Raw genomic sequence first — 20480 nt, forward strand, 5'->3', positions numbered from 1 at the left:
GGTGACCATGGCGGCGCTTTTATAAGCAACCTCGAACAACCGAACCGGAGACCTCCATGAAAAAGCGCGCCGTGATCGTCATCGACCTGCAGAACGAATACCTGCCTTCTGGCAAGCTGCCCCTGTCGGGCATTGAAGCGGCATCGGCCAATGCAGCCAAGGTGATCGCCGACGCCCGCAGCAAGGGCTTCCCGGTCGTCCACGTGCGGCACGAGTTCGCCAACAGCGAGGCACCCGTATTCGTGCCCGGCACGAACGGCGTGGAAATTCAGCCGACCGTGGCCCCCCATGGCGACGAGCCCGTCATCGTCAAGAACCACATCAACGCCTTCCGCGGCACCAACCTCAAGCAGCAACTCGAAGCCCGTGGCGTGGAAGAGGTCGTGGTCGTCGGGGCAATGAGCCACATGTGCGTGGACGCCGGTGTGCGCGCCGCAGCCGACATGGGTTACGCCGTCACCGTGCTGCACGACGCCTGTGCCACGCTGGACCTTGAATTCGGTGGTGTGACCGTTCCTGCCGCGCAGGTGCACGCGGCCATGATGGCCGCCTTCGCGTTCGGCTACGCCACGGTGAAGTCGACCGGAGAGTACCTCGCCGCCTGAGGCCGGTCCTCACGGAAGCAGCGCTGGCAGCCCGGACACGCCCAGGCCGATCACGGCACAGGCTGCCAGCAGCGGCATCACACCGACCTTGAAGCGGAACAAGGCGACCGCGGCCCCCAGTGCGATCACGGCGGAAGCCGAATCGAAAGGACCTTGAAAGCCCCGCGGCCACAGCACGTGGTACGCGAAGAACAAGGCCAGATTGAGGATCACGCCCACGACCGCGGCCGTGATGGCCGTCAATGGCGCCGTGAACTTCAGCTTGCCGTGTGTGGACTCGATCAGCGGTCCCCCCGCCAGGATGAAGACAAAGGACGGCAAGAAGGTGAAGAAGGTCACCACGCTGGCCGCGGTGGCACCGGCCAGGAACAGCGCATCCGGCCCGAACAGTTGCTTGAACCATCCCCCAACAAAGCCCACAAACGCCACCACCATGATCAGCGGGCCGGGCGTCGTTTCACCCAGCGCCAGGCCGTCGATCATCTGCGGCCCGCTGAGCCATTGGTGGTGCTCGACCGCGCCCTGGTACACATAAGGCAGCACCGCATAGGCACCGCCAAACGTCAGCAAGGCGGCCTTGGTGAAGAACCATCCCATCTGCGTCAGTGCGCCATCAAGGCCTTGCACAGCGATCAGGATGGCCATCGCCCCCAGCCAGAGTCCCGCACCCGTGGCCAGCACGGTTGCAAGGCGCGCGCAGCGGAACAGCGCATGGGGCGGTGCCGGCGTGTCATCGTCAATGAGGGCGGGACCATAGCTGGCCTGCGCCCCGCCGTGTCCCCCGCCCATGGCGAATACGTGGGGTGCAAAGCGGGCACCCACTGCGCCCAGGACCCCGGCCGCCAGCACGATCAACGGAAACGGCGCGTCGAGTACGAAGATGGCCACGAAAGCAGCACCCGCAATCGCCCACAGCCACCGGTTCTTCAAGGCGCGGCTGCCGATGCGATGCGCAGCATGGATGACCAGCGCCGTGACCGCAGGCTTGATGCCGTAGAAGAGCCCGGCCACCAGCGGCAGGTGCCCGAAGGCCAAGTAGACCCAGGACAGGCCGATGAGGATGAACAGCGAGGGCAGCACGAACAGGGCGCCCGCCACGATGCCACCCCGCGTGCGGTGCATCAGCCAGCCGATGTAGGTGGCCAGCTGCTGTGCCTCGGGGCCGGGCAGCAACATGCAGTAGTTGAGCGCATGAAGAAACCGCCGCTCGCTGATCCAGCGGCGCCGCTCCACCAGCTCCGTGTGCATGATGGCGATCTGACCGGCGGGCCCGCCGAAGCTGATGAAGCCGAGCTTGAGCCAGAAGCGGAACGCCTCCCAGAAACCAACGGGCAAGGGAACGTGGGGGGTGGGCGATGGAACGAGGGCGCCAGGCATGCGGCGTTCTCCTGGGTGCATGGTCTTGAGCAGGACACCGTGATTGTCGTTGCGATGAAAGCGGCGCACCGCAACGCGGCGTGCCGTCTCCTCCGCATGGGCAAGCGGTGCGGATGCTAGATTGGCGTTTTGCAACCAGACAGACCACGGACCCCGACATGAAGCGCTTTCTGCTTGCCGCAGCGGCCGTGCTGGCCACGCCCCTGCACACTCACGCGGCCGAGGTGTCCGTGGCCGTGGCGGCCAATTTCACCGTCCCGATGCAGAAGATCGCCGCGCTGTTCGAGCAGGACACCGGCCACAAAGCCGTGCTCGCGTTCGGCTCCACCGGGCGTTTCTACGCGCAGATCCGGAACGGCGCGCCATTCGAGGTGCTGCTGGCTGCGGACGATGAAACCCCCGCCCGGCTGGAGCAAGAGGCCTTGGCGGTACCGGGCAGCCGCTTCACGTACGCCGTGGGCAGGCTGGTGCTCTGGAGCAAGCGGGCCGGGCTGGTGGACGGACAGGGCCAGGTGCTCCGCCGCCCTGATGCCTTCGACAAGATCGCCGTGGCCGACCCCAAGCTGGCGCCCTACGGTGCGGCCGCCATTGAGGTCATGGGCAAGCTCGGCGTGCTCGATCCGTTGCGGCCCAAGATCGTGCAGGGCGAAAACATCGCGCAGACCCACCAGTTCGTGGCCACCCAGAACGCGGCGCTGGGCTTTGTCGCCCTGTCGCAGGTCTACGTGGATGGCCGTCTCGGCGAAGGCTCGGCGTGGGTGGTGCCCCCCGACCTGCACACGCCGATTCGACAGGACGCCGTGCTGCTGAAGAAGGGTCACGGCCACGCAGCAGCCACCGCGCTGCTGTTGTTTCTCAAGGGGGACAAGGCGAGGGCCGTGATCCGCGGCCATGGATACGGGCCCTGACCCCTGTGTGCGCCCGGCGCCCACTTCTCGCTGACAGACGCCGCGCTTCCGGGTCGCAAAGCCCGTCGGACCCGGGCACTTCTCTCGGGCGGGTCATCGCGCATGCGCGTGTCCGATTGCCCAACTTGCTGTACCGCGGGTTGCCCCTTACATTGCCTGTTGACCGAAGGATGAACCCGAAAGGGAGAACCGATGCTTGCTGATCCCGTCGACTTCAAGGTGCAACTGTCCACCATCCAGGCCACCGTCCTGGAGGTGCTCCCGCAGTCGGGGCTGGTCTACGCCGTGGATGGCGCGAACCGAACCTGGGCCGTGACGCGAAAGGCGTCCGCCGTGCCCTTGACCGCCTACCAGGAAGGCAGTCCATGCGTGCTCACGATTGCCCGGCACCGTGACTTCTCGCTGGTCGAGCGCTGCGAACTGCCTCATTCTTGAGCACACCAGGTGGCGCCCTGGGAGCGGGTTGACTTGCCCGCCCCGAGCCCACAGAGTTATCCACAGCTTCTGTGGGTAAGCCGGCGCCGCGCTGCCCTCGCCCTCCTCCAGGGCGCCTGCGCAGGGGCTGTTGAGCGCGCAGCACCACCCCGCGTTCGAGGGGGACATCCGTCTTGTATTGCGAATGATTCTCATTAACAATGAGTTCATCACGCACTTGCGCGGGCCCTCTCCCGCTGACCCCCGTGGACACCGCCACTTCCCTCGCCCCTGTCCAGCATCGTCTGCTCCACCTGCTCGACGAGTTGATCCGTCATGACGGCTATGGCTCGCTGCGGATCGACGTGCGTCTGCTCAAGCGGGGTCAGAAGGAAGTGATTCTGGACTGCGGCAAGCAGCATCGCTTCGTGGTCGACGTGCCTGCGGCAGCCGGCAAAGACGCCAGCGCGTGAGCGTTTTCTGCCCGAGGGCATGGCGCCCTGGGCCTGCGGACTTCTCCGTCCGACTGCATCCATCCTCGTCAACCTGCTGTTGTGGCCTTTGTGGGTAAGGAACACGGCGCCCTCTTCAGAGAGCACCTCATGTCCTTGTCTGTACGCGCCTTCGCGCCCGCCCTTTCGTCCATCGCCCTGGCCCTCGCGGCTGCCGGTCAGGCCCACGCCACGGCCGGTCAATGGGACAGCAGCGTCGCCGGCTTCAGCGGCATCGGCGCCTCGGCTGCCACGCCGTGGATCGCTTCGCCGGCCACCGGCAGCACGTATGCCGAGTGGAACGCCATCTTCAGCTACCCGTCCGACAACACGCCCGACATCGGTGGCGCCGGCACGCTGACGGAAACCACCGGCTCGGCCTTCCCGACCAGCGGCGGCAACATCTACAGCATCTCCGGCGCCTCGGCGTTTTCGCTGGATCTGGGCACGGCGGCGGCCGGCACGTGGGACGTCTACCTGCGCGTGTCGACCGTGGGCTCGGCCGTGGCCGACACCGCCAAGCTCAACGGCGTGAGCGCCACCCGTGTGACCACCTTCAGCCAGGCCATCACCGGCGGCTTCGGTGGCACCGAGGAAGAGAGCCTGTGGAAGTGGACGGTGACGCTGAGCAGCCCCGCCACCTGGCTGACGAGCTTTGCGGCCAGCGGCGCGCACATGAGCCTGGACCAGGTGGCCTTCTACGCCGTGCAAACGCCGGCTGCCGCCGTGCCGGAACCGCAGACCTGGGCCCTGATGCTCGCCGGCCTGGGTGCCATGGGGGCGTTGCAGCGCCGTCGCCGCGCCTGAAGTCGACCGAACCGATCTGGAACAGAGGTGAAGTCGGCCTCGACCTCGTCGTGCTGGCGGGCGGTGGGCAGCGGGTTCGCGGTTGCCGCCGCCTGCCTGCCTGCCGCCCTGCCGGTTTCCGCGGCCACGGCCGCTGCAGACGCAGACGCTGAACAGGAGATGCCCGCGGTGCAGGTGAAGGCCAGCGCCGCGCGGCCGCCGGAGGGCGTCACGATGGCGCCCACACAGGCGCGCACCACCGTCACCGAAACGACGCTGAGGCAGCGACAGCCGGACTCGGTCTTCCAGGTGATGGACGAGGTGCCGGGCGTGACCGTGCAGGGCGGACCGCGCAACAGCGGGATGGGCTTCAACATCCGCGGCTACAGCGACAACGAAGACGTGCGCATCGAGCTCGACGGAGTGGTGAAAGGCTTCGAGAAGTACCGCTTCGGCGGCACCTTCATCGAGCCGGAGCTGCTCAAGTCCATCGAAGTGCGCCGGGGCGCGCAGGTGGAAAGCGCCGGCGCGCTGGGCGGCACCGTGAGCGCCACCACGCGCGATGCGCGCGACATGCTGCGCACCGGGCAACAGTGGGGCGCCCGCGCCCGCATCGGACACGCCACTAACAACGACGAGCGCCAGGCCATGGTGGCCGTGTATGGCCGCCCCACCGAGGCCACGGACACGGTGCTGGCCTTTACGCGCCGCACCGGAGGCAACATCAAGCTGGCAGGGGGCGACACCCTGCCCTTGTCCGAGGTCGACATGGGCAGTGGCCTGGCCAAGGCGAGCTGGTGGGTCAACGACGCATGGCGGCTGAGTGCCAGCTGGATCCGCTACCGCGATCAGGGCCTGCAGGCCTACGACACGTTCAGCGGCACCATGGGCACCGGCACCACGCCCATGGCGCAGGTGGGCACGTTCGGCCAGGTGCAACGCCGCATCGATGACGACACCGTGTCGATGCAGGCGCTCTGGAGTGACGAGGCCGCAGGCCACGAATGGCAGACCACGCTGGGCCGCAGTCTCACGCGCGTGCAGGACCACTTTGAACCCGGATGGTCGGTGTTTTCGCTGTCAACCGAGGTGGACGACGATGTGCACCAGACGCATCTGACGCTGGACAGCCGACTGCGCTGGCAGTTGCTCGGCAGACCGTCCAACCCTTCCATGGCCTCGTCCGGCACACTGGGGCAGCAGCTTGCGCTGCGGGCCGGTCTGCAAGCTGGCCACAGTGATCGTGCCGCCGAGCGCGTGACCGGCAATGCGGCGCTCAACCAGGCGCTCTACCGCGACGGCTACAACCCCGCGCAGCCGCCTGGCACCCGTGACACGCGGGGCACCTTTCTGCAACTCGACTGGCGCCTTGGCCGCATGCAGGTGCTGCCTGGTGTGCGCTGGGACCAGATCGCGTCCACAGTGCACGGCGCCAATGCCGACCTGCTGAAGGCCGCGGGCGAGCCGGACACCGTGCGCTACACCGAGGTCTCGCCCAGCCTGACCTTGAGCTATGCGCTGGTGCCCGAGCGGTGGACCGTGTTCGCCACGACCGCCCAGTCCTTCCGCCCGCCCCTGCTGGACGAGGCCTTCATGCGGGCCGGCTACGGTGTGTGCAACAACAACGCGCTGCTGCGCATGGGCACCGGCACGACGCCACGCGTGCCGGGCTATGCCCCCGGTGCCCAGGTCGCGCCGTCCACGGGCATCTGCAGCAACGCCTTCGTGCCCGAGACGTCGGAAGGCTTCGAGGCCGGCGTGCACACCCGCCAGGTCGATCTGTTCGGGCCGCGCAGCACGGCCCAGGCCAAGCTCACCGTCTTCTTCAACCGCACCGAGCACCTCCTCGAATCGCTGATGGCCGAGCCCGGCGGCAGTGGCCGCCTGATCCAGCCCGGCTGGGAACGACGCCGCGGGATCGAGCTGGAAACCAGTGTGGGCTGGGCTCAGTGGCGCACGCGTCTGGCCGCCTCGCGCCTGCGCGGTCGCCAGTTCGACGGCCTGTTCGAAAGTGACCTGGTCGGCGTGCCTGGCGACCGGGTGCATCTGAGCTTCGGGCGCCAACACCCGTGGGGCGAATGGGGACTGCGCTGGCAACAGGTCTGGGCACGCCGCTACTACGTGGACACCGCCCGCACCCAGGTGGCCGAAGCGCCGGGCTACCGGCTGCTGGGCGCCTCGCTGACCTGGCGACTGAACCCCACTTGGGAAACCACCCTCACCGCAGACAACCTCGCCGATGCGAGCTACCGGCTCGACAACGGACTGAGCGGCGCACTGGGCACCGCCGGCCCGGGTCGCAACGTCCGCATCTCCCTCAGCGCGCGCTACTGAGCGCGCCCCCCTTGCTCTCTTTCCTTGCCAAACCCATGGAGCCCGACGATGACACCGACCTCGAACGACCTCTTGCGCTCGTCCTTCGCCGCCCTGCGGGCCGAGGGCTTGCGCGCCCGCGACGCGGCCGCCCGCATGGGCCTCAGCGAGGGCGCCGCAGTGGCTGCCCATGCTGTGAGCCCGACCCTGCCGGCACACCCGGCCGGCAACCTGCTGCACGCCGTCGTGCTCGACGCTGACTGGCTGGGTCTGTTGCGCGGCCTCGAACAGGTCGGCGAGGTCATGGCGCTGACCCGCAACGAGCACATCGTGCACGAGAAGATCGGCGTGTACCGACACGCCTCTGCACAGGGTCCCGTGGGCCTCCTCGTCGGCCCGGAGATCGACCTGCGGCTGTTCTTCTCCCACTGGCACGTGGGCTTCCATGTGGCCGAATCAACGCCGCGCGGGGTGCAGCAAAGCCTGCAGTTCTTCGACCGGCATGGCGTGGCGGTGCACAAGGTGCATGCCCGACCGCAGACCGATCTGGATGCCTGGCATGCCCTGGTGGCGCGCCATCGCAGCCCCCTGCCCTCGCCCGCTTTCGACCCCGGCGAGCCCGGCCGCACGCCGGACCGCCCAGACGCCGAGATCGACGCGCTCGGACTGGGTGAGGCCTGGGCTTCGATGCATGACACGCACGAGTTCTTTGATCTGCTCAAGCGCTTCCAGGTGGGCCGCCTGCAGGCGCTGCGGCTGATGGAGGGCGTGCACACGCGCCGTGCCCCGGCCGATGCGACCGCCCGCCTGCTGGCCCAGGCGCGCGACGCCAGCTTGCCCATCATGGTCTTTGTCGGCAGCCGAGGCTGCATCCAGATCCACACCGGCCCCGTCCATCGCGTCGAACCCATGGGCCCGTGGATCAATGTGCTGGACGATGGCTTCAACCTGCATCTGCGTGAAGACGCCATCCATGAAACGTGGCTGGTCAGCAAGCCGACCGACGACGGACCGGTGACCTCCATCGAGGTGTTCGACCGCCACGGCGATGTGATCGTGATGTTCTTCGGCGCGCGCAAGCCCGGCCAGCCCGAGCGACCCGACTGGCGGGCGCTGGCCTTGGGCCTGACCTCGGCCGCCGAGCGGGAGGCCGCATGATGCGGCGTCGCCACCTGTTCGCCCTCGCCCTGACGCCCTGGATGACGGACGTGAAGGCCGCTCCGACAGCAACAGGGCGCCCGCCGCGGCTTGTGACGGTTCACGGCAGCCTGACGGAGATCGCCTTTGCACTGAAGGCGCAAGCCACGCTGGTGGGCACCGACACGACGAGTGCCTACCCGCCCGCCGCACAGCAGACCACCAAGGTGGGCTACATGCGCAGCCTGTCCGCGGAGGGCCTGCTCGCGCTGCAGCCGACCGCCGTCCTGGGCACCGAGGAGGCCGGACCCGCCGTGGTGCTGGCACAGGTCCGCGCCGCGGGCATCCCGGTCACCCTGGCCGCATCACGCCACCGCTTTGAAGACGTGACCGACAAGATCCACCTGGTCGCCCAAGCCACAGGGCGCGGTCCGGCCGGTCGCGACGTCGCAGCGAGCCTGCAGCGCCAATGGCAGACGACGCAGGCACAGGTGGCACGCACGACAGCGTCACGCCTGGCCCGCAAGGCCGCGGCGCCGCGGGTGTTGTTCGTGATGGCGCACGGCGGCGCCGCGATGACCGCCGGCACGGACACCGCCGCCGATGCGGTGCTGGGCCTGGTTGGCGCATCGAACGCGCTCACAGGCGTGCGGGGCTACCGCGCCCTCAACGCGGAAGCCGCCGCCGCCGCCCAACCGGACGTCGTCCTCACCACCACCGAGTCGCTGGCGTTCGTGGGCGGCGCCGAGCGCTTCTGGCAACAGCCGGGCCTGGCCCTGACGCCCGCCGCGCGGCACCAGCGCCTGATCGCGCTGGACGCCATGGGGCTGCTCGGCTTCGGGCCGCGCATGCCCGCCGTACTCGACGACCTCAGGCGGCAACTGGCATGAGCGCGACGACGGTGCCGCGCCCGGCAGACCCGCCACCGATTGCATCCACCCGCCCGCATGTTGACCCACGCTGGGTCTGGGCCATCGGGCTGCCTTTGCTGGTGGCTGCCCTCGCCTTCGCCGCCACCCAGGGGGCCTATGCCCTCACCACCGATGACCTCGGACGGCTCTGGCTGTTGTGGCAGCAGCCAACTGGCTCACCTCATGAGCCTTCTCTGGCTGGTGCGCAGGTGTTCTGGCACATTCGCGCACCGCGCCTGGCCATGGCGGTGCTGGCGGGCGGCGCCCTCGGCCTCAGCGGTGCACTGGTTCAAGGGCTGTTCCGCAATCCACTGGCCGACCCCGGCCTCATCGGCGTGAGCGCGGGCGGCGCGCTCGGCGCGGCCACCTGCATCGTCGTGCTGCCGCTCGCGGGGTCGGTGCTGCCGGGATTCAGCCAACGAGGGATCGGGGCATGGGCCACGATGCTGGCCGCGTTTGCCGGTGCGCTCTTCGTCACCGCCCTCGCCTGGCGCCTGGCACGCCGGCAAGGCCGCATCCAGGTCGCGCAGCTGCTGTTGGTTGGCGTGGCCATCAATGCCCTGGCCGGCGCCGGGCTGGGCCTGCTCACCTACCTGGCCAATGACACACAGCTGCGGGCCCTCACCTTCTGGCTGATGGGCAGCCTTGCACCGAGCCAGTGGCCCGCCGTGATGGCCGTGTGCCCATGGGTGGCTGCTGCGGTGCTGCTCGCCCCCGCCCTCACCCGGTCGCTTGATGCACTCGCCCTCGGTGAGGCGCAGGCGCACCTCATGGGCGTGCGCATCCGCCGCGTCCAGCGAGCCTCGGTCGCACTGACTGCGCTTGCCGTGGGCAGCGTCACCGCGGTGATCGGCATGGTGGGCTTCATCGGACTGGTGGCCCCTCACATCGTGCGGCAGCTCTTCGGGCCGCGCCACCGGGTGGTCCTCCCGGGGTCGGCCCTGCTCGGGGCCAGCCTGGTCGTGCTGGCCGACACGGCGGCGCGCACGCTGTTCGCACCGGCCGAGTTGCCCCTCGGGGTGCTGACGGGCCTCATGGGGGCGCCGGCATTTCTGTGGATCCTGCAGCGGCGCCCGGCCGCTTCGACAACTTGAAAGGCGCATGGCGCATGGAACTGCACGCAAAGCACCTTCGTGTCGAGCATGGCGGCCGCATGGTGCTCGACGTTCCCGAGCTCCGGCTCCACGCCGGCCGGGTACACGCCCTGCTGGGTCCCAATGGCGCCGGCAAATCCACCTTGCTGAACGCCATGGCGGGCCTCGATCCTGCACTGAGCCACGCCATCACGCTGGGCAGCAGGCCCTTGTCCAATTGGCCGCCACAAGAGCTCGCCCGTCAACGTGCGTTGTTCTCGCAGGAGCACACGGTGCCCTTCGATTTCAGCGTGCACGACATCGTCGAGATGGGTCGGTTTCCCCATGTTGAATGTCCACATCCTCGAGAAGCTCATCTGGTGAGCGAGTCGTTGGCCCGGACGGGAGCCGCGCATCTCGCGGGTCGTCTGCTCGCCACGCTGTCAGGGGGAGAAAAGGCCCGAGTTCACCTCGCTCGCGTGCTGGCGCAGATCACCGCACTGCCTGACGACCAGCGACCCCGATGGCTCTTTCTCGACGAACCCACTGCGGCGCTGGATCTCGCCCACCAGCAGGGCGTGATGCGCCTGCTGAGCACGCTGGCGTCGCAGGGATGCGGTGTCGTGGTCGTGCTGCACGACATGAACCTCGCCAACAGCCATGCCGACCAGATCGTGGTGTTGGCCCGAGGGCGCATCGTCAGGGTCGGCACCAGCAGCGAGGTCCTGCAGCCGCCGCTGATCCGAGAGGTGTGGGGCGTCGCATGCGAACGGGTGCCGCTGCCCTTCCCGCCCCTGGGTCAGCGCGAGTGGCTGACCTTTCCCTGAAGACTCATGGCTCGATCGCAGGCTCCGGCTGCTGCGCCAGGTAGAGCTTCACCATCTCGGCCTTGAGCAAGGGCGACGTCCAGTCCCCCTCCCTCACGCGCTTGGCAATCGACGGCGTCAGCAGCCCCTTCTCCTTCAGCTGGGCCGACAACACCTGCAGCAGCCCGGCCCGCACCGGCGCGGGCAGGTGCGCAATCTCGGCCACGGCGCGGTCGAAGCGCTCGCGCCGGGCTGCTTCGGTGGCGTCCACCACCACCGCCTGCGCCGGCATCGCCGTCTCCCTGGGCGCCCGCTCGGCGGGGGCAGGTTCCGCCACGCGCGGCGAGGCCTCGGCGGCCCGCGGGTCCAGCAGGCTCATCAGGTACATCAAAGGGCTGCGCACGGGCGAAAGGTCGGTGCGCTGCACGCGCGCTCGGGTGTCCAGCAAGGCGCGCACGAGGCGGTCCTCGCTGTACTGCGCCACCAATGGCGCCAGCTGGGCATCTTGCAGACCCAGTCCCTCGGCCGCCTGACGAACACGTGTGGGCTGGGGGGCCGGCGCGGTGTCCACGGCTGCCCAGGCGGCATCGGCGGCTGTGGAGGCGCCCTTGTCCTGGCGCTTCTTGCGCACCGCGAACTGCACCTCGGTGACCGCCCTGCCCTGCCGGTGCTCGAGCAACTCCACCTCGATATCCGACTTTTCATTGATCTCGGCAATGGCGGCCAGCACCGATTCGTTCTTGACCTTGCGCCACTCGCGCTTCTTCGGCGAGGACGACAGCGCGGACACCCACCACGCCGGCGAGGCCCGGTTCGTCACGCCGGAAGGGTTGTTCTTGTAGCGGCTGCAGATGTCGTACAGCGCGATCGCACCATAGCTTTCGAGCCTGGCGAGAATGGGCAGATCCTGCAGAGTCCAGAGCTTGGGGTCCAGCAAGGCCTTAATGAGGTCCGGCGGAAACGCCCATTGCACCAGACGCTCACCGTGCCGCATCTCGAATGCAGCCTGCGACAACAGCGCCATGTCGCGCCATTCCGGGCCGTTGGTCGTGCCCGGCGCCTCCCAGGTCATGGCCATCTTGCGCATCTCGCGCAGATAGCCTTGCGCCAGGGTGCGTGACTCGGTGCTGCTGCCGGCCAGCAACAACGCGCGCCGCAACGGCATTTCAAAAAGGTGCGTCGCCTCGGGTACACGCCCCAGCGACCTCATCTGTTGCTGAGCCTCCCACAGCAACACGGTATAGAGCTTGCGGGCCACGGCGGTCATTCCCTTGTCCTTGCTGATCATCACCAGCACCTCGTTGGGCTTGCGCAAGGCTGGCAGGGAGGCGGTCAAGGGGTCGTCGCTCATGGCATGTCAGTGTACTCGATCTGTCCTTCGTTGATTGCGCGCTCGGACAGTTGGAGGTCCGGCGTACCGGCCAGCCGCTGTCCGGTTTTCAACCGCCACGGCGATATTTCCTTCGTCCGGTTGATTTCTGGACAGTTTCGAGACTGGGAAACCGGCTTCCGGTCCGAAGGCTGAGCCGCACAGCCCGGTTGAAAACTGGACATCCCCGCCGTGATCGGGCATCCGATGCGCCCGCCGGCTGCGGCCGCGTCCCCTGCGGTCGTGCGGGATGCATTCCGTCCCGCTGCGGCGGACCCACCCTGTGGACAAACCGGTTGGAATCCGGACACTCCGGGGGTCGTCAGGACAGAAGCGGGCGCGGCATGGACACACGCGGTTGGAACATGGACACTGGCGGTTCAGAACTGGACAGAGCGGATCTGTAAGTGCTTGTCACTCAACGGTTTTTCGGGCTATCCACAAGCTTAGATCTACTTGTATTCGTATTGAAGAGACTTGAATCCAGGAGCACTGACGCCGGTAAGATGTCTAAAACACGGTGCTGGCAGCGCGGCTCGGTGCAGCAGGGGTGTCGTCACGCCGCGATGGCCGCCATATGGCACGGACCGCGCTGATCCCACGTTTTAAATCAAATAACTCAAAATTCGTGGAATGGATGGTCTTGGCGGTGTGCTTCGTTAGAATGAAGCACATACAGTCCACCATCATTCATACACGATGCTCAGAGACGATCGAAAAGCTTCTCTCCAAGACATTGAACGCATGTCTGCGCGGGCGGAAGTGGCCCTTGAAAAAATCCGCGGCACGCTGTTGAGCCCCGATGCGCGCAAGAGCGCGCCGGTGTTCTCCATCAGTCAACTGGAGCACTTCACCGGCGCCGACCGCAACAAGATCAACTACGCGGCCCGCAAGGGCGAGCTGCCCGAGGGCACGATGCCCGATGGCGGCGGCCGTCGCACCTGGACCACCGAGGAACTCCAGAAGTGGACACGGCACTTCCGGGCAGATCGACTGCGCCCGGAAGGCCTAGCCGGCATCACGATCTCGGTCGCGAACTTCAAGGGCGGCGTCACGAAAACGACCACTGCGGCCACCTTGGCCCAGGGGCTGAGCCTGCGCGGGCACAAGGTGTTGCTGGTCGACGTGGATCCCCAGGCTTCGTTGACCACGCTTTTTGGCCTGCTGCCGGGCGTCGAGATCGATGAGGAACACACGCTCTCGCCCCTGTTCAGCGGGGACGCGACCGACGCACGCTATGCCGTGCGCAAGACCTATTGGCCGGACCTGGATCTGATTCCGGCGATGACGCGGCTGTACGCTGCCGAGTTCAAGCTGCCTGCGCGCCAGAAGGACAACGCGGACTTCGAATTCTGGAAGGTGCTGGACCTCGGGCTCGACCCCTTGCGCGACGAGTACGACGTCATCGTCATCGACACCCCCCCTTCCCTTTCCTACACAACGATCAACGCCGTGATGGCATCGGACGGACTGGTGGTCCCCGTGCCGCCCAGCACGCTGGATTTCGCCTCGCTGAGCCAATTCTGGAGTCTGTATCTGGACATTGCGCACAGCCTGAGCGAGTTGCGGGGTGACGCCAAGAAGTTCGAGTTCGTCAACATCCTGGCTTCGCGCGTCGACGCCAATGATGCGTCGAGTCGCATCGTGCGGGGGTGGCTGCGCGAGGTGTACGCCGAGCGGGTCCTGGCGACTGAAATCCCGCGGACCTCGATTGCTGGCACGGCGGCGGTCGGTTTTGGCACAGTCTATGACCTACCGAAGAGCGCTGCCAGCGCTGGCACGTATGCCCGCGCATTCGACGCCTATGAGGCATTCATCGATGAAGTCGACGCCCAATTGCAAAGTGTGTGGGCCGGTTGGAGGGACGAATGAGCACGAAACGAGGAAACCGCCCGACCGACATCGGGGCGATGCTGTCGCTCGGCAACCTGGACGCGGCCGTGACGGCACGCTCCACACCGGCCACGGAAAGCCGGCCGCGAACCGCCGCCGGTGAGTTGCTCGCAGAACGCCGCAGTGGACTGGAGTCGGAGAACGCAAGGCTGAGGGCGCAGGTTGGCGATCTCCAGTCGGAAGTGCAGAAATGGTCTGACTCGCTGCCGGTGCTGGCTTTGGATCCGGACCTGGTCGAGCACAGTCGGTTCGCCAACCGCATCGCCGAGAGCTTTGACACACCCGAGTTCCGCGAGTTCAAGGCCGAGATCCAGGCGGCCGGTGGCAACGTGCAACCGATCAAGGTCGTGCCGATCCCTGGGACCGAGCCGCTTCGCTACTCCATCGTGTATGGCCATCGCCGGCATCGAGCGTGTCTGGAACTGGGCATCAAGGTCAACGCCATCGTCGAGAACCTGAGCGAGCGCGGCCAGTTCATCGAGATGGAGCGCGAGAACCGCGGGCGACGGGATCTCTCTGCCTACGAACAAGGGCTGTGGTATCTGCGCGCCTGTTCGCCCGTGATCCCGGCGGAGAAGGGCGGCCAGACCGGCTGGGCGCTGTTCGGCAACATGTCGGAGATGGCCGAAGCACTGGGGGTGGACAAGGGCAACGTTTCGAAGGCCTGTCAGATCGCCGAGCTGCCGGATGCGGTGCTCGCGGCTTTTGGCCGCCCGACTGAGATCCAGTTCAACTGGGCGACCGCGCTGACGCGGGCCCGCAAGCTCGATCTGCCCGGCCTGTTGAGCCGCGCGGCCGATGTGCGTCGTCGCCGGGAAGCCGGCGAGTTGCTGTCTGCGAAGACGGTCTATGCGTTGCTGACGTCGCCCGCGCAGGTGGCGGTGGAGCAGGGCGCCGAGGTCGAGTTGACCCAGGCGGACGGTACACGGTTTGCGCGCTTGCTGCGCGACAAGAAAGGTCGCACCGTGGTGGAGTTCGATGCGCCACTGTCTTCTGCGGACACTGACAAGCTGGTGGAAGGGCTGGTGGAACTGTTCAAGTGAGCCAGCGCAAGTTCCCCACGAGCCGCCCAAGGGCGGCTTTTTTCTTCTGGTTGTACGGTACAACTCTGCGAAGTGGCTGGACTGGGAGTTGTACCGTACAACAGCGCCCCGTGCCGAAACCGGCTGCCTGCTGTTGTACCGTACAACTTCAACGTCGCTTCATCTTGTTGAGTTCTTGAACCAACAGCTTGCGCTCGGTGTTCAAGTAAACAGAGGTCGTCTGCAGACTCGCGTGACCCATCGCGTTCATCAAAGCGGCCGGGCTCACGTTGTCTGCCGCTGCCGAGTTGGCGAAGAAGTGCCTCAACCAATGTGTCGATGCGTGTCGCAAGGCTGCTGTATCCAGTGCGACCCCGTTTTCTTCGGCCAGGTCTGCACACCGATGAAAGAAGCGCTTGAGGGCCTGATGGAGCGCCGTGGGATCCAGTGACCCGAAGCGGTCTGCGTTTTGCGGTTCAGTGCGATCCAGAACGGGCAGGCCACGCGCATCCAGCTTCCAGCGCGGTGGTGCCTTCCGCAACGCGCCCACCAGGGGCAGGCCGTCGTCGGCATCCGGACCAGCGTGCACAGTGGCGGAGCCGCCAGGGGAGGGCGCTGCCTCCGGCGCCCACAGCGTACGAACACGCGGATTGCGCGCATCGAACGCGGTTTCGGCGGCCTTCATGTCGGCGTGGTGCTGGTCCAGCAAGGCCTTGATGTCGTCGTGCAGCAGCGCTTCCCGGTTGCGACTGCCTTTGCCGGCGATGCGAAGGAACCAGAATGCCTGGCCATCCACCTCTTGCTGAAACAGCGCACCCCGACGGGTCGTGACCAACTCGATCAGCCGCAGCCCCGTTGTGGCGCCGATCTCCAGCACGAGCCGGGTTCTCCGTAACGAAGCCGCTCGGGCGAAAGCCTGATCGGGATGAACTGCGTCGGGGAGAAGCCGTGGCGTGCCACCGTCCTCCGCCGCTGGGCCGACAGCCGCGTACAGCTCGGACCAGCAACGCATCAGCCACTGCCATTGCTCGTCGGAGAAGCTGCGCGCAATGTCGATGCGGAAGTGCGGCAGCTTCATGCTCGGCAGCACGCCGCGGGCCCCATTGGCGCTCAGGTAGCCGGCCTCCACCAGTGCCGTCAACATCGCCGAGATGACCGAGAAGTTCAGCTTTTGGCTCGACAGACTCAATGGTCGCTTCAATGGCCGCCATTCGCTGCTGTGGCGATCCACTTTCGCACGTTGGACCCAGTCCGCCGGCGGCGCTGCCAGAAAGGCACGGTACGCCTGGAAGTCAGGCTCAGTCAGGGATGACATCGGCTTGCGCCGCACCCAGACGCACCACAGGTAGAAGCGCTCTGCGATGCGGCTGTAGCTGGCATGCGTCCGCGGCGAGGCGGCGTGCCCCTGCAGCCAGGCGTGGATGGCTTCCAGATCTGTGTGAACCCCGAGCACATTTGGCGTGGTGTTGCGAAACAGACCGGTACGTCCGTCGAGGCCTTCAGGCACCGCCAGCCGGTCCAGCGGGACCAGCCCGTAATGCCGAACGGACGCGGGAGCCAGCAGACCCCGCTCACTGCCTCTGCGTAGCGCTCGCAATGCGAAAGGCTTGAGCGCCTCATCGTGCAGCGGCCGGCCCATCTCGGCGGCCAAGGGCGCCAGCCACCCCACCAGCCGTTCAGCACGCACCCGGCCCAGGCGTGGCACGCGGGTCCACCACCGATGCTGCCGGAGGTTGATGAAGTCGATGAGGTCTCCCAAGGTCAGCAAGGGCAGGGCGCGACCGTCCACTTCCGTGCGCTGGAGCTGCGCGGCCAGGCCCGGGCTCAACCACGCCGTGAGGGAGTCAGTGAGGGCTGGGGGGCGTGCCAGCTCACCAGCCAGCCGATTGAGCGATTCAAGTTGCAGCCGCGCTGCCTGCGTCTCTTCTGAGCAGGAGAGGGTGGTGGCCGGCATGGGCGCACTCGGCTGATCGAGTCCATGCTCCGCTTCGTACTCGGCAAGCCACTCCGCCTGGCTCTGGAAATCGACATCCAGGCCGAGCGCTTCGCACTGTTGGGCGATCCATTCGTCCAACGAGGGCAGGGCGGAGAGGCAAGGCGGGGCTGCCGTACCCCGCCCATTTGGGGACAGCGCCCGTCCGGCCTCAACGCCAAGGCCGCGTTGCTCTGCCGCCAGATGGATCTGGCGGGTCAGGCGATCAAAACGATGCTGGAAATGCCGCTCATCGTCTGGCCCGCCTTCGAACGCCAGGTACAAGGTCCAGGCCTTGCGCAGTGAGATGCCCTCGAGCACGGCGCGGACAAAGCTGAAGTGGTGGTGTCGCAGCTCGGCGGCTGCGATCTGCATCTTCTGTCCCGCGGGACGTCCTCGTCGGCGGGGTTTCAGGGTGTCACCCACCTTAATACCTCAAGATATTCGGACAACGCGCAGCAGGCCGGTTCCCCGCTCGCCTGCTCGATTTTCGCCCTTTCTGGGGCCCACCCCCTGGTTCACTTGTTTTAGGGCCACAGACGTCGTCCTGCGCGGTCACATTGTTCATTAATGCTGTCCCCGGGCGTGGTCCGCTTTGGTTCCTTGGATTCGTTCTGCTTGTCTATTTGGAACGTCGACGATTCCGTTCCGCGCGAATCCTCTTCACGATTCCGTCTTTCCTTCATTTTAAAACACACACGAATAAGGAAGTTAATCCATGTGTCACTCGGCAAAGGAAATGCGGCGTCCGGCTGGCCGACGCCGCATCTTTTGAGCCAAGGCGATGAACAGCCTCGCCCCTTCCTGGCACTCCATCACTCCGGAAAGCGTCAATTGGCCTTGCTCGCGCTCCGCAGTGCGAGGCCCGGTAGGCCAGCTGCTTCACACCATCGGCGGATCGGTTTCCCGCTGGAAGTGGCGGTGCAGCGCGACGGCCTGAATGAAGGCTTGTGCCCCGCTGTCCGCAGCGTTGGCCAGCACGATGCCCGGGTCCGAGACCTCACTGGCCGTGGCGGTGGGAATGCCGGCCGCCTGCAGCAGTTGCAGCCCGCTGCCCAGCACCAGGATGGCCTTGCAGTGGCGGTACTGGTCGCGGATGTGCTCGGCGGCATGGCCGTCGCGCAACAGGGCCTTTACGGCTGTCTCGCCATCTGGCAGCACCAGAGCGTCGAACAGGAAACCCGGCTCATTCTCAAGAGAGACATCGGCCTGCAGCTCCACACCGTCGGCTGTCTGCACCGGCCCGATGCGTGGCGCGGCGATGCGCGGCACCGCGCCCTGCTCGAACAGCGCAGCATGCACCGCCAGCAGCGACTCGCCCATGACGCCGTCGGCAGCCATGAGCATGATCTTGCGGCCGGCGATGGAGCCGTTGCCCGGCCGCGCGAACAGCGACAGCGCGGCCGACACATTGACTTCCGGCTTGGGCGAGCGTGACAGCGCCTTTGGCATCGGGTCGGGCACCGGCATGTTGAGCCCGACCGCCACCCGGGTAGCGAGGTCTTCCGAGGCATTGCGCAGCATCGCCAGCGTGCGCTCGCGGATGGCCGGCACGGTGACCTTGCTCAGCTCGAAGCGGAAGGCAGCGGCGATGTGGTTCTTCTCCACCGGCGACTGGCTCTCGTAGAACAGCCGGGCCTGGTTGTAATGCTCGGCAAACAGCTCTGGCTTGGCGCGCACCTTGGCCGAGTCCTCCCGGTTGCGCAGCCGCGCCGCAACGGACACGAAGCCCTGCTCCGCCGCGCCGGCCTGGAAGGGGCATCCGCCCGCCAGCGAGTTGGGCTCGTAGGACACTCGGCCACGGTGAATGGCCTGGCGGTGCAAACCGTCGCGCTGGTTGTTGTGCACCGGCGCGATGGGCGAGTTGATCGGAATCTCGTGAAAGTTGGGGCCGCCCAGCCGGGTGATCTGCGTGTCCACATAGGAATGGATGCGGCCGGCCAGCAGCGGATCGTTGGTGAAGTCCAGCCCCGGGATGATGTGGGCGGTGCAGAACGCGACCTGCTCGGTCTCGGCGAAGAAGTTGTCCGGGTTGCGGTTGAGCACCATGCGGCCAATGGGGCGCACGGGCACCAGTTCCTCGGGCACGATCTTGGTGGCGTCCAGGATGTCGAAGCTGAACTTGGCGGCTTCGTCCTCGGTGAACACCTGGATGCCGAGCTCGTACTCCGGGTAGGCGCCGCTCTCGATGCGCTCCCACAGGTCGCGGCGGTGGTAGTCGGGGTCGGCACCAGAGATCTTCACGGCCTCGTCCCAGGTCAGCGAATGCGTGCCGGCTTTGGGCGTCCAGTGGAACTTGACCAGCACCGACTCTCCCGCGGCATTGACCAGCCGGAAGGTGTGCACACCAAAGCCCTGCATGGTGGCGTAGCTGCGCGGGATGGCGCGGTCGCTCATGACCCACATCAGCATGTGGGTGGATTCGGGCATCAGCGACACGAAGTCCCAGAAGGTGTCGTGGGCGCTTGCGGCCTGCGGCATCTGGTGGTGCGGCTCGGGTTTGACGGCGTGAACGAGGTCGGGGAACTTCATCGCGTCCTGGATGAAGAACACCGGGATGTTGTTGCCCACCAGGTCCCAGTTGCCCTCGTCGGTGTAGAACTTGACGGCAAAGCCGCGCACGTCGCGCGCGGTGTCCTTGCTGCCGCGCTCTCCCTGCACGGTTGAGAAGCGCACGAACACGGGCGTGCGCTTTCCGGCGGCCTTGAACGGCGCGGCCATCGTCAGCGCGCTGAGGTCCTCGTAGGCCTCGAAGTAGCCGTGCGCCGCCGAACCGCGAGCGTGCACGATGCGCTCAGGAATGCGCTCGTGGTCAAAGTGGGTGATCTTCTCGCGGAGGATGAAGTCCTCCAGCAGCACCGGGCCGCGCGTGCCCGCTTTGAGCGAGTTCTGGTTGTCCGCCACACGCACGCCCTGATTGGTGGTGAGCACCTGGCCGGCGGAATCGACCCGCACGCGGTCCAGCGGGGCAATGGTGGCGTTGACGCCCTCGGGCGCCTGCGTGCCGACCTTCGCGCCGGTGTTTACCTCGGACAGGGTGCCGCTCGTGACGAGCCTCGACGGCGGCGTCACGTGCTGGCCTGTGGCCGGTGCCGTGCCCGGTACGGCGCCATACTCGCCACCCTTGGTGGCGTTGTAGGGCATGGAAGCCGCCGTCGCCTGCACATGCTCCATGCGCTGGGCCGCCGGGTCGCCGTCCGGAGCAGGCGTCGCGTACGACGGTCCGCTGTCGGTGTTCCGGGCGGCGGCCTTGGCCGCGACGGACTTCTTCGCAGGGGGAGATGACTTTGCAGCGTTCTTTGCTGCCGCGGGATTCGGTGGCGTCTTGGGCATGGGCGTCCTGTGTGAGTGAGGTGGACAAGCCCGCCTGCCGGCAATCACCGTGCCCGCTCGTGCTGCAGCA

General features: G+C 66.9%; 16 protein-coding genes. 12 read left to right on the plus strand and 4 right to left on the minus strand.

Annotated elements, in window-relative coordinates:
- The first annotated feature begins 56 nt into the window (after positions 1–56).
- Positions 57–605 (plus strand): cysteine hydrolase family protein, encoded by a 549-nt coding sequence (locus tag Q0Z44_RS04080; protein ID WP_298010747.1) that lies wholly within the window; start codon positions 57–59, stop codon positions 603–605.
- A 9-nt stretch (positions 606–614) separates the two neighbouring features.
- Here the strand turns inward: Q0Z44_RS04080 and chrA are convergent, their stop codons facing one another.
- A complete protein-coding gene (chrA, locus tag Q0Z44_RS04085; RefSeq protein WP_298010749.1) occupies positions 615–1982 on the minus strand; it encodes a chromate efflux transporter in 1368 nt (455 codons plus the stop codon).
- A 158-nt stretch (positions 1983–2140) separates the two neighbouring features.
- Here chrA and modA point away from each other — a divergent pair, with 158 nt between their 5' ends.
- The 9 genes from modA (at position 2141) to Q0Z44_RS04130 (ending at position 10842) form a co-directional block, all read left to right on the plus strand.
- A complete protein-coding gene (gene modA / locus Q0Z44_RS04090) occupies positions 2141–2890 on the plus strand; it encodes a molybdate ABC transporter substrate-binding protein (protein ID WP_298010752.1) in 750 nt (249 codons plus the stop codon).
- 192 nt (positions 2891–3082) lie between these two features.
- Positions 3083–3325: a hypothetical protein gene (locus Q0Z44_RS04095; RefSeq protein WP_298010754.1), complete on the plus strand. Its 243-nt coding sequence runs from the start codon at positions 3083–3085 to the stop codon at positions 3323–3325.
- 245 nt (positions 3326–3570) lie between these two features.
- Positions 3571–3777: a hypothetical protein gene (locus Q0Z44_RS04100; protein ID WP_298010758.1), complete on the plus strand. Its 207-nt coding sequence runs from the start codon at positions 3571–3573 to the stop codon at positions 3775–3777.
- 129 nt (positions 3778–3906) lie between these two features.
- Entirely contained in the window at positions 3907–4602 is a 696-nt protein-coding gene (locus Q0Z44_RS04105; RefSeq protein ID WP_298010761.1) for a PEPxxWA-CTERM sorting domain-containing protein, read from the plus strand.
- Between the two features lie 27 nt (positions 4603–4629).
- A complete protein-coding gene (locus tag Q0Z44_RS04110) occupies positions 4630–6915 on the plus strand; it encodes a TonB-dependent receptor (RefSeq protein ID WP_298010764.1) in 2286 nt (761 codons plus the stop codon).
- A 48-nt stretch (positions 6916–6963) separates the two neighbouring features.
- A complete protein-coding gene (locus tag Q0Z44_RS04115) occupies positions 6964–8052 on the plus strand; it encodes a ChuX/HutX family heme-like substrate-binding protein (RefSeq protein WP_298010767.1) in 1089 nt (362 codons plus the stop codon).
- Complete coding sequence (locus Q0Z44_RS04120) at positions 8049–8921, plus strand: ABC transporter substrate-binding protein (RefSeq protein ID WP_298010770.1); 873 nt, start codon at positions 8049–8051, stop codon at positions 8919–8921. The genes Q0Z44_RS04115 and Q0Z44_RS04120 overlap by 4 nt, the downstream gene beginning before the upstream one ends.
- The gene (locus Q0Z44_RS04125; RefSeq protein WP_298010774.1) at positions 8918–10036 is read left to right on the plus strand and encodes an iron ABC transporter permease; all 1119 of its coding nucleotides are present in this window, start codon (positions 8918–8920) and stop codon (positions 10034–10036) included. Before Q0Z44_RS04120 ends, Q0Z44_RS04125 begins: the two co-directional genes overlap by 4 nt.
- A 14-nt stretch (positions 10037–10050) precedes the next feature.
- Positions 10051–10842 carry a heme ABC transporter ATP-binding protein gene (locus tag Q0Z44_RS04130; protein ID WP_298010777.1) on the plus strand — a complete coding sequence of 264 codons (792 nt, stop codon included), beginning with the start codon at positions 10051–10053 and terminating at the stop codon, positions 10840–10842.
- Between the two features lie 4 nt (positions 10843–10846).
- On the opposite strand, the gene Q0Z44_RS04135 is transcribed toward Q0Z44_RS04130, so the two are convergent.
- The gene (locus Q0Z44_RS04135) at positions 10847–12172 is read right to left on the minus strand and encodes a replication initiation protein (RefSeq protein ID WP_298010780.1); all 1326 of its coding nucleotides are present in this window, start codon (positions 12170–12172) and stop codon (positions 10847–10849) included.
- Positions 12173–12934: 762 nt separating this feature from the next.
- Here Q0Z44_RS04135 and Q0Z44_RS04140 point away from each other — a divergent pair.
- Both Q0Z44_RS04140 and Q0Z44_RS04145 read left to right on the plus strand, forming a co-directional pair.
- Entirely contained in the window at positions 12935–14062 is a 1128-nt protein-coding gene (locus Q0Z44_RS04140) for an AAA family ATPase (protein WP_298010783.1), read from the plus strand.
- A complete protein-coding gene (locus tag Q0Z44_RS04145) occupies positions 14059–15126 on the plus strand; it encodes a ParB/RepB/Spo0J family partition protein (RefSeq protein ID WP_298010786.1) in 1068 nt (355 codons plus the stop codon). The genes Q0Z44_RS04140 and Q0Z44_RS04145 overlap by 4 nt, the downstream gene beginning before the upstream one ends.
- A gap of 148 nt (positions 15127–15274) precedes the next feature.
- Here the strand turns inward: Q0Z44_RS04145 and Q0Z44_RS04150 are convergent, their stop codons facing one another.
- Together Q0Z44_RS04150 and Q0Z44_RS04155 are read right to left on the minus strand one after the other, a co-directional pair.
- Entirely contained in the window at positions 15275–17452 is a 2178-nt protein-coding gene (locus Q0Z44_RS04150; RefSeq protein WP_298010790.1) for a phage integrase family protein, read from the minus strand.
- 507 nt (positions 17453–17959) lie between these two features.
- Entirely contained in the window at positions 17960–20410 is a 2451-nt protein-coding gene (locus Q0Z44_RS04155; protein WP_298010793.1) for a catalase, read from the minus strand.
- Positions 20411–20480: the final 70 nt, after the last annotated feature.

Origin of the sequence: uncultured Aquabacterium sp. (assembly GCF_947366995.1) — a bacterium.
Classification (GTDB): domain Bacteria; phylum Pseudomonadota; class Gammaproteobacteria; order Burkholderiales; family Burkholderiaceae_C; genus Aquabacterium.

Bases quoted from the DNA above. Each gene is read 5' to 3' on its own strand.
- Q0Z44_RS04155 (WP_298010793.1), bottom strand. From the start codon at position 20,410: ATGCCCAAGACGCCACCGAATCCCGCGGCAGCAAAGAACGCTGCAAAG.
- Q0Z44_RS04135 (WP_298010780.1), bottom strand. From the start codon at position 12,172: ATGAGCGACGACCCCTTGACCGCCTCCCTGCCAGCCTTGCGCAAGCCC.
- Q0Z44_RS04150 (WP_298010790.1), bottom strand. From the start codon at position 17,452: ATGCAGATCGCAGCCGCCGAGCTGCGACACCACCACTTCAGCTTTGTC.
- Q0Z44_RS04115 (WP_298010767.1), top strand. From the start codon at position 6,964: ATGACACCGACCTCGAACGACCTCTTGCGCTCGTCCTTCGCCGCCCTG.
- Q0Z44_RS04120 (WP_298010770.1), top strand. From the start codon at position 8,049: ATGATGCGGCGTCGCCACCTGTTCGCCCTCGCCCTGACGCCCTGGATG.
- Q0Z44_RS04105 (WP_298010761.1), top strand. From the start codon at position 3,907: ATGTCCTTGTCTGTACGCGCCTTCGCGCCCGCCCTTTCGTCCATCGCC.
- Q0Z44_RS04095 (WP_298010754.1), top strand. From the start codon at position 3,083: ATGCTTGCTGATCCCGTCGACTTCAAGGTGCAACTGTCCACCATCCAG.
- Q0Z44_RS04125 (WP_298010774.1), top strand. From the start codon at position 8,918: ATGAGCGCGACGACGGTGCCGCGCCCGGCAGACCCGCCACCGATTGCA.
- Q0Z44_RS04080 (WP_298010747.1), top strand. From the start codon at position 57: ATGAAAAAGCGCGCCGTGATCGTCATCGACCTGCAGAACGAATACCTG.
- chrA (WP_298010749.1), bottom strand. From the start codon at position 1,982: ATGCCTGGCGCCCTCGTTCCATCGCCCACCCCCCACGTTCCCTTGCCC.
- modA (WP_298010752.1), top strand. From the start codon at position 2,141: ATGAAGCGCTTTCTGCTTGCCGCAGCGGCCGTGCTGGCCACGCCCCTG.
- Q0Z44_RS04140 (WP_298010783.1), top strand. From the start codon at position 12,935: ATGTCTGCGCGGGCGGAAGTGGCCCTTGAAAAAATCCGCGGCACGCTG.
- Q0Z44_RS04130 (WP_298010777.1), top strand. From the start codon at position 10,051: ATGGAACTGCACGCAAAGCACCTTCGTGTCGAGCATGGCGGCCGCATG.
- Q0Z44_RS04145 (WP_298010786.1), top strand. From the start codon at position 14,059: ATGAGCACGAAACGAGGAAACCGCCCGACCGACATCGGGGCGATGCTG.